This is a genomic window from Microbispora sp. H11081, assembly GCF_012999535.1.
In the GTDB taxonomy this organism is placed as follows: domain Bacteria; phylum Actinomycetota; class Actinomycetes; order Streptosporangiales; family Streptosporangiaceae; genus Microbispora.
Map to the genome: position 1 here is coordinate 236,787 of NZ_JABBWV010000004.1, position 13,927 is coordinate 250,713.

At 70.0% G+C, this 13,927-nt stretch carries 12 protein-coding genes and 1 tRNA gene; 9 read left to right on the forward strand and 4 right to left on the reverse strand.

Going from position 1 to position 13,927, the window contains the following annotated elements; translation table 11 throughout:
- Positions 1-250 precede the first annotated feature (250 nt).
- Positions 251-1,228, reverse strand: a complete 978-nt coding sequence (locus tag HHX31_RS13420) for a TetR family transcriptional regulator (protein ID WP_396710935.1) — start codon at positions 1,226-1,228, stop codon at positions 251-253.
- A gap of 250 nt (positions 1,229-1,478) precedes the next feature.
- Positions 1,479-2,417, reverse strand: coding sequence for a fatty acid desaturase (locus tag HHX31_RS13425; RefSeq protein ID WP_169948580.1), 939 nt, complete (start codon positions 2,415-2,417; stop codon positions 1,479-1,481).
- 539 nt (positions 2,418-2,956) lie between these two features.
- Here HHX31_RS13425 and HHX31_RS13430 point away from each other — a divergent pair.
- The 3 genes from HHX31_RS13430 (at position 2,957) to HHX31_RS13440 (ending at position 5,885) form a co-directional block, all read left to right on the forward strand.
- A tRNA-Gln gene (locus HHX31_RS13430) sits at positions 2,957-3,027 on the forward strand.
- 164 nt (positions 3,028-3,191) lie between these two features.
- Positions 3,192-4,661, forward strand: a complete 1,470-nt coding sequence (gene glmU / locus HHX31_RS13435) for a bifunctional UDP-N-acetylglucosamine diphosphorylase/glucosamine-1-phosphate N-acetyltransferase GlmU (protein WP_169948581.1) — start codon at positions 3,192-3,194, stop codon at positions 4,659-4,661.
- A 246-nt stretch (positions 4,662-4,907) separates the two neighbouring features.
- The gene (locus HHX31_RS13440) at positions 4,908-5,885 is read left to right on the forward strand and encodes a ribose-phosphate diphosphokinase (RefSeq protein WP_169948582.1); all 978 of its coding nucleotides are present in this window, start codon (positions 4,908-4,910) and stop codon (positions 5,883-5,885) included.
- A gap of 55 nt (positions 5,886-5,940) precedes the next feature.
- Here the strand turns inward: HHX31_RS13440 and trpS are convergent, their stop codons facing one another.
- Complete coding sequence (gene trpS, locus HHX31_RS13445) at positions 5,941-7,029, reverse strand: tryptophan--tRNA ligase (RefSeq protein WP_169948583.1); 1,089 nt, start codon at positions 7,027-7,029, stop codon at positions 5,941-5,943.
- A gap of 428 nt (positions 7,030-7,457) precedes the next feature.
- Here trpS and HHX31_RS13450 point away from each other — a divergent pair, with 428 nt between their 5' ends.
- Together HHX31_RS13450 and pth are read left to right on the forward strand one after the other, a co-directional pair.
- The gene (locus HHX31_RS13450; protein WP_169948584.1) at positions 7,458-8,057 is read left to right on the forward strand and encodes a 50S ribosomal protein L25/general stress protein Ctc; all 600 of its coding nucleotides are present in this window, start codon (positions 7,458-7,460) and stop codon (positions 8,055-8,057) included.
- Positions 8,058-8,135: 78 nt separating this feature from the next.
- A complete protein-coding gene (pth, locus tag HHX31_RS13455) occupies positions 8,136-8,747 on the forward strand; it encodes an aminoacyl-tRNA hydrolase (protein WP_169948585.1) in 612 nt (203 codons plus the stop codon).
- On the opposite strand, the gene HHX31_RS13460 is transcribed toward pth, so the two are convergent.
- Entirely contained in the window at positions 8,722-9,342 is a 621-nt protein-coding gene (locus HHX31_RS13460; RefSeq protein WP_169948586.1) for an exonuclease, read from the reverse strand. The two genes, pth and HHX31_RS13460, sit on opposite strands and share 26 nt — an antisense overlap.
- Positions 9,343-9,483: 141 nt before the next feature.
- On the opposite strand from HHX31_RS13460, the gene HHX31_RS13465 reads away from it, so the two are divergent.
- From HHX31_RS13465 to cysN, 4 genes are read left to right on the forward strand one after another with little or no spacing between them, the layout of a single operon-like run.
- On the forward strand, positions 9,484-10,881 hold the full coding sequence (locus tag HHX31_RS13465; protein WP_169948856.1) for a sugar transferase: 1,398 nt from the start codon (positions 9,484-9,486) through the stop codon (positions 10,879-10,881).
- Between the two features lie 3 nt (positions 10,882-10,884).
- Entirely contained in the window at positions 10,885-11,658 is a 774-nt protein-coding gene (locus tag HHX31_RS13470) for a 3'(2'),5'-bisphosphate nucleotidase CysQ (protein WP_169948587.1), read from the forward strand.
- Positions 11,659-11,669: 11 nt separating this feature from the next.
- Positions 11,670-12,584: a sulfate adenylyltransferase subunit CysD gene (cysD, locus tag HHX31_RS13475; protein ID WP_169948588.1), complete on the forward strand. Its 915-nt coding sequence runs from the start codon at positions 11,670-11,672 to the stop codon at positions 12,582-12,584.
- Positions 12,584-13,846 carry a sulfate adenylyltransferase subunit CysN gene (gene cysN / locus HHX31_RS13480; protein ID WP_169948589.1) on the forward strand — a complete coding sequence of 421 codons (1,263 nt, stop codon included), beginning with the start codon at positions 12,584-12,586 and terminating at the stop codon, positions 13,844-13,846. Before cysD ends, cysN begins: the two co-directional genes overlap by 1 nt.
- The last annotated feature ends 81 nt before the right edge of the window (positions 13,847-13,927 follow it).

The window sequence follows — 13,927 nt, forward strand, 5'->3', positions numbered from 1 at the left end:
ATATGCCTTAAAACGTTGAACGGAACGTTAACTTCGCAGCAACGAAAGCGTCAGGTATGCCGCGCGGGCACCCTTTTCCCTGCTTGGCGGGCCGCCGCCTGCCCCCGATCTCGCTTGCCTGCGCCGCCCCCGCATGCCTGCGCCGCCCTCGCATGCTTGCGCCGCTCCCGCATGTCTGCGCCGTCCCCCGTCCCCCGATGCGAGGCCGTCCGCCGGCGCCCCGGGTCCCGCAGTCGTACGAGCGGGCCGGTCAGCTTTCGCCCGGCTGCTGCCGGTCGAGTCCCTTCGCCTGCTCGCGCTGCAGGCGTTCCTGTTCCCTGGCCTGCTCACGCTGGAGGCGTTCCAACTCCTTCGCGCGCTCCCGCTGCTCGCGTTCCTGCGCCTTCTCCTGCTCGCGCCGGAGCTTCTCCTGCTCCTTGATCTGCCGCTCGTGTTCCCTGGCGCGCTCGCGCTGCTGGCGTTCGAGCTGCTTGGCGCGTTCGCGCTGCTCGCGCTCGCGTGCCTTCTCCTGCTCGCGGCGGAGCTTCTCCTGCTCCTTCGAGTCGGCGGGCCTGCCCGTACGCGGGTCCAGGGTGGGAGACAGCACCAGGCCGCGGGTGGCGGCGGTGAGCACGGGATTGGGATCCATGCCCCTCAGGCCGTTCCAGGACAGGTTCACCAGATGGGCGGCGACCTCCTCACGGCGTGGTTTGCGCACGTCGAGCCACCACTGGCCGGTGAGCGCGGTCATCCCCACGAGCATCTGGGCGTACATCGGCGCGAGCTTGGGGTCGTAACCGCGCTCCTTGAACTCGTCCGCCAGGACGTCCTCGACCTGGCTGGCGATGTCGCTGAGCAGGCTGGCGAAGGTGCCGGTCCCCGACGCGGCGTGGGAGTCGCGGACCAGGATGCGGAAGCCTTCGCTGCTCTCCTCGATGTACTGGAGAAGCGCGAGCGCGGCCTGCTCCAGCTTGATGCGGGAGTGCGAGGCCGACAGGGCCTGGGTGACCAGGGTGAGCAGGCGCTGCATCTCCCGGTCGATGACGACGGCGTAGATGCCTTCCTTCCCGCCGAAGTGCTCGTAGACCACGGGCTTGGACACCTTGGCGCTGGCCGCGATCTCCTCGACCGAGGTGCCGTCGAAGCCCTTGTCCGCGAACAGGGCCCGGCCGACCTGGATCAGCTGCTCGCGCCGTTCCGCACCGGTCATGCGTCTGCGGGATCGGGAGGAGTCGCTCACGGGTTCCATCATGGCGGGTGTGGCCCGGACCTGGTTCGGGACGGAAGCGGGCTTTGCTCTCCCGGCGGGGGTGGCCACAAGCGCCGGTACGGCCACCGCGGAGGCGGAGGCCGTACGCCTGCCGGGGCCGGCCGGTGCCGCGGAGGGCACCGCCGGTGGAGGCACCGACGCGGGGGGCGTCGGCGTTAGGGAGGCAGGTGTGAGGGTCAGGGCCGCCGTCTTCCGGAGAGCGGCCCTGCCTTCAGCGCTGACTGAGTCGTCAGGCAATGCGCTTCGCCGCCAGCCGCTCCGGGGTCGGCCAGCGAACGTCATAGGCCCATCCGGCCTTCTCGCACATGCGGATGACACCCGCGCTGAGGTCGATCTGACCCTTGAGCGCGCCGTGGCGAGCGCAGGTGGGGTCGGAGTGGTGCAGGTTGTGCCACGACTCGCCGAACGACGGGATGGCCAGCCACCAGACGTTGCGGGACTTGTCGCGCGACTCGAACACTTCCTCGCCGAACACGTGGCAGATGGAGTTGATCGACCAGGTGACGTGGTGCAGGAGCCCGATGCGGATCAGCGTGCCCCAGAAGAACGCGGTCAGCGCGCCCTGCCACGACCAGGTGATCAGACCGCCGAGGACCGCCGGGAGCAGCAGCGAGGTGATCGCCAGCGAGGGGAACCACCGGTGCAGCTTCATGATGTCCGGGTCCTTGAGCAGGTCCGGGGCGTACTTGGAGCGGTTGACGCGGTCGACCTCGAAGAGCCAGCCCACGTGCGCGTACAGCAGGCCCTTGCACATCGACTTGAAGCCGGGCCCGAACCGCCACGGCGAGTGCGGGTCGCCTTCCTTGTCGGAGAACTTGTGGTGCTTGCGGTGGGCGGCGACCCAGTCCAGCACCGACATCTCCAGCGAGAGGCTGCCGGCGATCCCGAGCACCATCTTCAGCGTCCGGTTGGCCTTGAAGGAGCCGTGCGTGAAGTAGCGGTGGTATCCGACCGTGACGCCAAGGCCGGACACGACGTAGAAGACGGCGGCGATGATGACGTCCGTCCAGCCCAGGCCCCATCCCCAGGCCAGCGGCACCGCGGCGAACACCGCGAGGATCGGAAGGCCGACGACGAGTGCGAAGACGACCAGGTCGGCTTTGCTCTTGCCTTCCGGTTCGAACTCCGGCTTCGGCTGTGGTGAGGGACGTTCGGTCAGGACGGTCATGGGCTACCTCGCGAGACGGGGAAGGTTTCGATGGCTACGCAACCGTAACCTACGCCATCGTAAGTTAGGAATTCCTAAGAGCGAATGTGTGGAAGGTGACGCTCCGGGTCACATCTGGTGGTGAATCCACGCCTTGCACCAACGGTCGGCCATCTGGTAATGCCTCGGCTCGCTTCCGGCCGCGATCGGTGGCGCGCGGCGTCCACCGCGACCTGCCCCCGATGTCCTCTCGATAACGTCCGGACTGCCATCATTCGCCCGGTTTGGCGGCCCGCTAAGGAAGAGGTGTCCGCGCGCGTGCGGCGCGGAGCGCCGCCGGGGAACGGCGGGCGCGGGCCGGGTGGGGCGGTCGTGCCCGAAGCGGTCGAGGCCCGCCATGTGCGAGAGGGTCGCCATGTAGGAGAGGTATGGCGCTGGAGGGCCGCCCCGCATGGGGGGAATCACTGGGAAAGACTGATGCTCAGCGAACGGTGGGCTCTGTATCCTGAGTGCGGATTCGGGCGGTTGCCGGAATCCGGCAAATGGGACGTTTGCGCCCTTCCCGGGTCGTCTAGGGGCAAGACTACAGATTTTGGTTCTGTCAACGGAGGTTCGAATCCTCCCCCGGGAGCCTGTTCATCCTGTCTGTCCGCACCCAGGGGGGATGCTTCCCTCTTGGGACACTGCAGGTAAGCTCACCTTGTCGAGCGGGTGACCGTGCGGTTCCTGGGTAGTGGACGCGTGGAAGCCGCAGCCGATCCCGTGTAAGCCGCGACGCCGAGGGAGCCTCAGTCCGTGAGTGTGCCGCGCCCGGCAGCCGTGATCGTCCTCGCCGCGGGCGAGGGCACCCGGATGAGATCGAAAACCCCCAAGGTCCTCCACGAGGTCTGTGGTCGTTCGCTCGTGGACCACATGCTCACCGCCGCGCGCGGCCTCGGCCCCGATCAGTTGATCGTGGTCATCGGGCACGCGCGTGAGCAGGTCGGCGCCCACCTCGCGGCGACCGCGCCGGACGCCGTCACGGTCGTCCAGGAGAAGCAGAACGGCACGGGTCACGCCGTGCGCACCGCCCTCGAAGCCGAGGGCCCGATCGACGGCACCGTCCTGGTGACGTACGGCGACACCCCGCTGCTGCGCACCGAGACCCTGGCGGCCCTGCTCGAACGGCACGCCGCCGACGGCAACGCCGTCACGGTGCTGACCGCCGTCGTCCCCGACCCGACCGGTTACGGGCGGATCGTGCGCGACGAGGACGGCGCGGTGCTGGAGATCGTCGAGGAGAAGGACGCCACCCCCGAGCAGCGCGCGATCGCCGAGATGAACTCGGGCGTGTACGCCTTCGACGGCGCGCTGCTGGCCGACGGCCTGCGGCGGATCGGCGCCGCCAACGCCCAGGGCGAGGAGTACCTGACCGACGTGCTCGCCATCCTCCGTGAGGACGGCCACCGGGTGGGCGCGCACGTGGCGGCGGACCACGCCGAGGTCGAGGGCGTCAACGACCGCGTGCAGCTCGCCTTCGTCCGGCGCGTGCTCAACGACCGCATCCTGGAGGCGCACATGCGCGCCGGGGTGACCGTCGTCGACCCGGCGGGCACCTGGGTCGACGCCGGCGTCACGATGGAGCCCGACGCCGTGATCCACCCCGGCACCCAGCTGAAGGGCGCCACCAGGATCGGCGCGGGCGCGGAGATCGGGCCGGGCAGCACGCTGACCGACACGGTCGTCGGCGAGGACGCCGTCGTGCGCAACACCGTCGCCGACGGCGCGGAGATCGGCGCCGGCGCCGTCGTCGGCCCCTTCGCCTACCTGCGCCCCGGCACCGTGCTGGGCCCCACCGGCAAGATCGGCGCCTTCGTCGAGACCAAGAACGCGCGGATCGGCGAGGGCTCGAAGGTCCCGCACCTGACGTACGTCGGAGACGCGACGATCGGAGTCGGCTCGAACATCGGGGCCGCCTGCGTCTTCGTGAACTACGACGGCGTCGCCAAGCACCACACGGTCGTGGGCGACCACGTGCGCGTGGGCAGCGACAACATGCTCATCGCACCGGTCACCATCGGCGACGGCGCCTACACGGCCGCCGGCTCGGTGATCACGTCTGACGTGCCGCCCGGGGCGATGGCGGTCGCCCGCGGCAAACAGCGCAACATCGAGGGCTGGGTGGAGCGCCGCCGCGCCGGCACCCGGTCCGCGGAGGCGGCCAGGCAGGCGGCCGAGGCCCGCGACGCGACCGCGGCGGACGGCGGAGACCGCGCCGGTGACTAGGGCCGGCGACTAGGACCACCTGCGGCCCGCCCTCCCGCGGGCCGTAAGGGGACGGGAAACACATGTACGAGGCGCGGTCTGACCGCGTAGCGCCGAAGGGCCAGGCCAGGAGGACACCGTGACCGACCACATCGACCGCGTGAAAGGGCTCATGAGCCCCGGGGGACGCGGGGGAACAGCGCCACGGCCGGCCCGGCCTCACCATGCCCGGTACGGTGAACAGGCTCGACACGCGAGGAGCGCGGCATGAGCGGCAAGAAGACGACCGGCGAGCGGAACCTGATGTTCTTCTCCGGCCGGTCCCACCCCGAGCTGGCCGAGGAGGTCGCGAGTGCCCTCGGCGTCGAGATAACGCCGACCGCGCTGCGCGACTTCGCCAACGGCGAGATCTACGTGCGGTATCTGGAGTCGGTGCGCGGCTGCGACGCCTTCGTGATGCAGAGCCACACCGCGCCGATCAACGAGTGGATCATGGAGCACCTGATCATGGTGGACGCCCTCAAGCGGGCCTCCGCCAAGCGGGTCACCGTGATCATGCCGTTCTACGGCTACAGCCGCCAGGACAAGAAGGGCCGCGGCCGCGAGCCGATCACCGCCAGGCTGATGGCCGACCTGTTCAAGCAGGCGGGCGCCGACCGGCTGATGTCCATCGACCTGCACACCTCGCAGATCCAGGGCTTCTTCGACGGCCCGGTGGACCACCTGTTCGCCATGCCCGTGCTGGTCAACTATCTGCGCGCGAAGCTCGACCCCGCGACGACCACGATCGTCTCTCCCGACACCGGCCGCGTACGGCTGGCCGAGCGCTGGTCCGACACCCTGGGCACGCCCGTGGCGTTCATCCACAAGCGGCGCGACCTCGACGTGGCCAACCAGGTGAAGGTGCACGAGGTGGTCGGCAAGGTGCGCGGCAGGACCTGCGTGCTGATCGACGACATGATCGACACGGGTGGCTCGATCTGCAAGGCGGCCGACGCGCTCTACGAGCACGGCGCGACCGACGTCATCGTGGCCGCCACGCACGCGATCTTCTCCGACCCGGCCGTGGACCGGCTCAAGAACTCCCGCATCTCCGAGGTGATCGTGACCAACACGCTGCCCATCCCGGAGGAGAAGAGGTTCGACAGCCTCACGGTCCTGTCGATCGCCCCGCTGCTCGCCCGGGCCATCGAGCAGGTCTTCACCGACGGCTCCGTCACCAGCCTCTTCGAGGGCGACAGCTGAACCGTGCCCAGGACCCCCGGACGCGTACGCGTCGCCCGGGGGTCCGTTCGTCTCTTCAGTAGAGGGAGTTCATCGCCGCCCGCACCTCCCCGAGCGTGGCGTCGGCGATCACGGTCGCGCGTTCGTTGCCGTCGCGGAGCACCCGGCGGACGTGGGCGCGGTCCCCGGCCAGCTCGGCGCGCCGCGCCCTGATGGGCGCGAAGCGCTCGTTGACCGCCTCGGTGACGGTGGCCTTCAACGCGGCGGCGCCCCGGCCGCCGATCTCCCCGGCCACCTCGTGCGGGTCGCGGTCGAGGCACAGCGCGGCCAGGAGGACCAGGCTGGAGACCTCGGGCCTGGCCACGGGGTCGTACGTGATGTGGCGGTCCGCGTCGGTCTTCGCGCCGCGGATCAGCCTGGCCGTCTCGTCGGCGGTCGCGGCCAGGTCGACGGCGTTGCCCCGGCTCTTGCTCATCTTGGCGCCGTCGGTGCCGAGCAGCAGCGGGGCCGCCGACAGCAGGGCCTCGGGCTCGGGGAACACGGGGGCCGATGTGCCGCCGTACCGGTTGTTGAAGCGGCGCGCGATGATGCGGGCGACCTCCAGGTGGGGCAGCTGGTCCTGCCCGACCGGGACCAGGCCGGCCTTGCAGAACAGGATGTCGGCCGCCTGGTGGACCGGATAGGTGAACATCAGCCCGCTGACCGCCGACTGACGCGAGTGGGCGATCTCGTCCTTGACAGTGGGGTTGCGGCCCAGCTCCGCGACCGAGACCAGGCTGAGGAACGGCAGCAGCAACTGGTTGAGCGCGGGGATCGCGCTGTGCGTGAAGATCGTGGCCCGGTCCGGGTCGATGCCGGCGGCCAGGTAGTCGAGCACCAGGTCCTCGACGTGGTCCGTGAGCCGGTCGGCGACGTCGCGATCGGTCAGGACCTGGTAGTCGGCGATGAGCACCATCATGTCCACGCCCAGGTTCTGGAGGCGTACGCGGTTGTGCAGGGTGCCGAAGTAGTGCCCCAGATGGAGCCGGCCGGTCGGGCGGTCGCCGGTCAGCGCCCGGAACCGGCCCGGCCGCTCCCGGATCGATCTCTCCAGCTCGGCGCTGCGCCGTCGCGCGGCAGGCACGCCGAGGTCGTCGGACGGAGTGGTGTCGAGGGTCGTGCTCATGTGGTCTCTCCTTGGCAGGTGGTCCGCCGGTTCGAGATGGCGGCCACGTGCCCGGTGAGCACGAAAAAGGGCCGTCCATCCGAACGGCCCGGTCTGTACGCGTGTGAGATGGCCGCTCCTATACGGAGCGCCACCAGCCCAGACACGACATACGAAGCATGCGCCCAGCGTAACGACCTGCCGACACCGTGCCAAGCGGGGAACGCCGAGCGAGCCGGTGGGGCGCGCCGGTGCCTGGACTGAGGAGTGAGTGGGGAGCGAGGGACGAGCGACTCCGAGCGACGAGGGAAGGCGGCGGGTAAGAGCGTCCCGCCGTGCGAAGCGGGAGACGCGGTAGGGTGTGAGGGTTGCGCTCGTAACGCCTTCCGCTAGGGCGGGTGAGGGGGAGCGCGCAATCCGCCGATCGAGTCATCCCTAGGAGATGTGCCGTGTCCGAAGTACTCATCACCGCCGAGCTTCGCAACGAGTTCGGCAAGGGCGCCGCCCGCAAGATCCGCCGGGCGAACAAGGTCCCCGCCGTCCTGTACGGCCACGGCACCGAGACCAAGCACCTGACCCTCCCCGGCCACGACCTGCTGCTCGCGCTGCGCACGCCGAACGTGCTCATCCGCCTGCGCGGCGAGGGCGTGGACGAGATCGCGCTGCCCAAGGGCGTCCAGCGCGACCCGATCAAGGGCTTCCTCGAGCACGTCGACCTGCTGCTGGTCAAGCGCGGCGAGAAGGTCACCGTCGAGATCCCGGTCACCGTCACCGGCGACCCGATCGGCAGCGCCATCGTCGAGCAGCAGCTCGTCACGATCTCCGTCGAGACCGAGGCGACCCACATCCCGACCGGCGTCGAGGTCGACGTGGACGGCAAGGACGCCGGCTTCGCGGTGCACGCGAGCGACCTGGACCTGCCGAAGGGCACCACGCTGGCGGGCGACCCCGAGGCCCTGGTGCTGCAGGTGATCGGCGCCCCCGTCGCCGAGCTGCCCGAGGAGGGCGAGGCCGCCGCCGAGGGCGAGAGCGCCGAGGCCGCCGAGTAGGACCCGTTCGTGAGAGAGTCCTCCACAGGTGTCCTGTGGAGGGCTCTTCCATGTGAGGAGACAGCGGAGGAGACAGCGATGTCCGACGCGTCCACGCAGCGGTGGCTGGTGGCGGGCCTGGGCAACCCCGGGCCGGAGTACGCGGGGAACCGGCACAACGCGGGCTTCATGGTGCTCGACGAGCTGGCGGCCCGGATGGGCGGGCGGTTCAAGGCGCACAAATCGCGGGCCGAGGTGGTCGAGGGCCGCCTGGCCGCACTCCCGGTCGTGCTGGCCAAGCCGCTGTCGTTCATGAACCTGTCCGGCGGCCCGGTGAAGGCGCTGGCCGACTTCTACAAGGTCACTCCGGAACGGGTGATCGTGGTTCACGACGAGCTGGACATCCCGTACGGCGCGCTGCGCGCGAAGATCGGCGGCGGCGACAACGGGCACAACGGCCTGAAGTCGATCACTAAGGCGCTGGGCACGCGCGACTACCCGCGGATCCGGTTCGGCATCGGCCGTCCGCCGGGCCGCATGGACCCTGCGACGTTCGTGCTGCGCGACTTCGCCACGGCCGAGCGCAAGGACCTGCCGTTCCTCGTCGACCGGGCGGCCGACATGGTGGAGTCGGTGATGACCGCCGGCCTTGAGGCCACGCAGAACCGTTTCCATTCCGGCGATCTCAACCCGGCGAAGCCGCCCCGCTGACGTCGCCGGCTCCGCGGCGGGCCGCCCCCGGCCACTCCATGAGGTTCTGCAGCAGTTCCGCCTGCTCGATGGCGTCGTCCAGCGCGTTGTGGGTGTGGGGGCGGTTCGTGCGCACCTCGCGCGGCATCTGGCGTTTGGTCGCCCAGGCCACCGGCACCACGGCCTTGGCGGCGTACAACGTCTTGATGTCGACGCACCGGGAGTGGCCGAAGGGCGACTGGCCGGTGAACCGCAGCCAGTACCAGTACATCCACATCCAGTCGTACGACAGCGGGAAGGCCGCGAGCACCGGCAGGTCGTCGCCGCACACCTCGCGCACCCAGGCCGCCGCCGCCTTCATCGCATCGGCGGGGTCGCGTCCCTCGCGCAGCAGTGCGGCCCGGTCGAGACCGCTTACCGCCAGCGCCTCAGGGACGTAGTCGTCGCTGATCGGGCGTAGCTCGGCGTAGAACGTCAACGCCTCAGGGTCGGTCCGCTCGAACCGCCGCCCGGTCATCCGGCCGGCCACGGTCATGCCGAAGCTGACCATGGAGTACGGCCCCGGAATCGGGCCGTCCGCCTCGACATCAACCGAGATGTACGTTTCGGCTTTCACTGAATTCTCCCTGAGGCGCCGGGGCGGGCGGCTAGCATTCCATCACGATTGGTGGCCGAGTCATCACGGGGGGCGATGGTGCTGGACGGTGACACGTCCTCGCTCGCCCCAGGCACGTCGAAGGACTCGCCCGCCCATCCGATGCCCAGGCCGCCCGAGTGGGCCGTCCGATATCGGCTCGCCGCGGCCGCCTGCGACATCCTGGGCGCCCTTCTCGCGGGGATCACCGCCGTAGTGATCCGGTTCGGTGAGGTTACTCCGTACGTGACGCCGTATGTCATGGCGAGCGCCGCGCTGCCCGGTGTGTGGGCGATGATCCTGGTCCTGAACCGGGCGTACGAGCCGCGCCTGATCGGTGTGGGGGCCGAGGAGTTCCGCCGGGTCGCGCGGGCGGGCTTCATGCTGGTCGCGGGCATCGCGATCGCCGCCTACGCATCCAAGATCGACATCGCCCGCGGCTATGTGCTGATCGCGCTGCCGTTCGCCACCGTGCTCACCCTCTGCGCCAGGTACGGCCTGCGGCGGCGGCTGCACCGCAGGCGGGCGAGGGGCGAGGGCGGCATGCGCAGGGTGGTGGCCGTGGGCCACCGTACGGCGATCGCCGAGCTGGTCGGCACCTTCCGCAGGGAGCGCTACCACGGCATGGAGGTGGTGGCCGCCTGCGTGCCCGCCCACGCCACCGGGAGGGTGGGCGACGTGCCGGTGCTCGGCGACTTCACCGACGTGCCGCTGGTGGTCGAGCAGGTCAGGGCGGACACGGTCGCGGTGCTCGCCTGCCCCGAGCTGGACGGTACGGCGCTGCGCAGGCTGGCCTGGCGGCTGGAGCGCACCCGCACCGACCTCGTGGTGGCGCCCGCGCTGATGGACGTCGCCGGTCCGCGCACCGCGATCAGGCCCGTCGCCGGGCTTCCGCTGCTGCATGTGGAGCATCCCGAGCTCGCGGGGGGACGCCGCCTGGTCAAGGGCGTGTTCGACCGGCTGGTCGCCGCGGTGGCACTGGTCGTGCTGGCCCCGCTGCTGGCCGCCGTCGCCCTGGCCGTACGGGCGACCGGTCCCGGTCCCGCCCTGTTCCGCCAGCGGCGGGTCGGCAGGGACGGCGCGGAGTTCACGATCCTGAAGTTCCGCACCATGCGGCAGGACGCGGAGGCCCGCAAGGTCGAGCTGGTCAGCGACGCCCAGGGCGTGCTGTTCAAGGTGCGCAGAGACCCGCGGGTCACCCCGCTCGGCGCCATGCTGCGGCGTTACTCGATCGACGAGCTGCCACAGCTCATCAACGTGCTGCGGGGCGACATGTCGCTCGTCGGGCCGCGTCCGCCGTTGCCCGAGGAGGTCGCGAGGTACGGCGACGACGTACGCCGGAGGCTGGTCGTGCGGCCGGGGATGACCGGGCTTTGGCAGGTCAACGGCCGATCTGACCTGTCGTGGGAGGAATCGGTACGGTTGGACCTACGTTATGTCGAGAACTGGTCTCTCATGCTGGATCTGCAGATCTTATGGAAGACGTGGTCCGCGGTCGCGCGCGGGGCGGGAGCGTACTGAGGAATGACGATGCGGGACGACCATTCCCTTGCCGGGGAGCTTGCGACGGAGGCGGGGGAGCGGCTCGTGGAGCTGCGCGCCCGTCTCGGGTTCGCGGACGGCCGGGCCTTGAAGGACGCGGGTGACCAGGCCTCGCACCGGTTCCTGATGGACGCGCTGGCGCGGCTGCGGCCGGACGACGCCGTCCTGTCGGAGGAGGCGACCCGCGAGGAGCGGATGGACCCCCGGCGGCTGTCGGCCGAGCGCGTCTGGATCGTCGATCCCCTCGACGGCACCCGCGAGTTCTCCGAGGAGGGCCGCACCGACTGGGCCGTCCACGTGGCCCTGTGGGAACGCGGCTCTCTCACGGCCGGCGCGGTCGCCCTGCCCGCACAAGGCCGTACGCTCACGACGGCGGTGCCGCCGGAGCTGCCGGAGAAGGCGCGCGAGCCGTTCCGCATCGCGGTCAGCCGCACCCGGCCGCCCGAGTTCGTCCGTGAGCTGGCCGCCCGCCTCGGCGGGGAGCTCGTCCCCATCGGCTCGGCCGGCGCCAAGATCGCCGCGGTCCTCACCGGAGAGGTCGAGGCGTACGTGCACGCCGGGGGCCAGTACGAGTGGGACTCGGCCGCGCCGGTCGCGGTGGCGGTGGCGGCGGGGGCCCACGCGAGCAGGATCGACGGCTCACCCCTGACCTACAACCAGGGGGACCCCTCGCTGCCCGATATCCTGGTCTCCCTACCGGATCTGGCGCCAACGCTGCTCGCCGGAATCCGTGACCTGCATCGCCAGACTCCGTGAAGGAAGTCCCCATGCTTCAGCGTGACTACACGACGTCGCAGCTCGACGTGCTCGAGGCCGAGGCGATCCACATTATGCGCGAGGTCGCGGCCGAGTTCGAGCGCCCGTGTCTGCTCTTCTCGGGCGGCAAGGACTCGATCGTCATGCTGCGGGTGGCGGAGAAGGCCTTCTGGCCGGCGCCGATCCCCTTTCCTCTGATGCACGTGGACACCGGCCACAACTTCCCCGAGGTGATCGAGTTCCGCGACCGGCGGGTCGCCGAGCTGGGCGCGCGGCTGGTGGTCGCCTCCGTCCAGGCGTCGATCGACGCCGGGCGGGTGGTGGAGCAGACCGGGCGGCGGGCCTCCCGCAACCGGCTGCAGACCACGACGCTGCTGGACGCGATCGAGGAGCACGAGTTCGACGCCGTGTTCGGCGGGGCCCGGCGCGACGAGGAGAAGGCCCGGGCCAAGGAGCGGGTGTTCTCCTTCCGGGACGAGTTCGGCCAGTGGGACCCGAAGAACCAGCGTCCCGAGCTGTGGAACCTCTACAACACCAAGATCAGCAGGGGTGAGCACATCCGGGTGTTCCCCCTGTCGAACTGGACCGAGCTGGACGTGTGGCACTACATCCGGCGCGAGGAGATCGAGATCCCGTCGATCTACTTCGCCCACTCGCGCAGGGTCTTCGAGCGCGACGGCATGCTGCTCGCGGACGCCGAGGTGGTGCAGCGGGGCGACGACGAGCCGGCGTACGAGGCCGTCGTCCGTTACCGCACCGTCGGCGACATGACCTGCACGGGCGCGGTCGCCTCCCCCGCCACGACGGTCGAGCAGATCATCGAAGAGATCGCCGCCACCCGGATCACCGAGCGCGGGGCCACCCGCGCCGACGACCGGGCCTCCGAGGCCGCCATGGAAGATCGCAAGAAGGAAGGCTACTTCTGATGGACATCCTTCGTTTCGCGACGGCGGGCAGTGTCGACGACGGCAAGTCGACGCTGATCGGGCGGTTGCTGTTCGACTCCAAGGCGATCTTCGAGGACCAGCTCGAAGCGGTCGAGCGCACCTCCCGCGACAGGGGCACGGAATACACCGACCTGTCGCTGCTGACCGACGGCCTGCGGGCCGAGCGCGAGCAGGGCATCACGATCGACGTGGCGTACCGCTACTTCGCGACGCCCAAGCGGAAGTTCATCATCGCCGACACCCCGGGGCACATCCAGTACACCCGGAACATGGTCACCGGCGCATCCACCGCCGACCTGGCGATCATCCTGATCGACGCGCGCAAGGGCGTGCTCGAGCAGTCGCGGCGGCACGCCTTCCTGACCACGCTGCTGCGGGTGCCGCACCTCGTGCTCGCGGTCAACAAGATGGACCTCGTCGACTACTCCGAGGCCAGGTTCGAGGAGATCCGCGAGGAGTTCACCTCGTTCGCGAGCAAGCTCAACGCCTCGGACCTGACGTTCATCCCCATCTCGGCCCTGCACGGCGACAACGTCGTGTCCCGGTCGGAGAACACGCCGTGGTACGAGGGCTCGTCGCTGCTGCACCACCTGGAGAACGTGCACATCGCCTCCGACCGCAACCTGGTCGACGTGCGCTTCCCGGTGCAGTACGTCATCCGCCCGCACAGCGCCACCAGCCAGGAACTGCACGACTACCGGGGCTACGCGGGACAGGTCGCGGGCGGCGTGCTCAAGCCCGGCGACGAGGTGCTGCACCTGCCCTCCGGCCTGGCCACGACGATCACCGCGATCGACACGTTCGACGGCCCGGTGGAGGAGGCGTTCGCGCCGATGTCGGTCACGCTGCGCCTGAGCGACGACATTGACATCTCCCGTGGCGACATGATCTGCCGGCCGAACAACCAGCCGCAGACCGCCCAGGAGATCGACGCCATGGTGTGCTGGATGGCCGACGGCGTGAAGCTCCAGCCCAGGTCCAAGCTGATCATCAAGCACACCACCCGTACGGCGCGGGCTCTCGTGCGCGATCTGCACTACCGGCTCGACGTCAACACCCTGCACAGGGATGAGTCGGCCACCGCGCTCGGCCTGAACGAGATCGGCCGGGTTTCGCTGCGTACGACCCAGCCGCTGTTCGTGGACGACTACGCCCGCAACCGCATGACCGGCGGTTTCATCCTGATCGACGAGGCCACCAACGGCACCGTCGGAGCGGGGATGATCGTCGACGCGCGCTGACCGGCGCGTGAAGAAGGGCCGGGAAGGCCCTGTTCAGACGCCCCCGGGGGCATCGAGGCGCGAGGTGGCGATCCGCCGCTC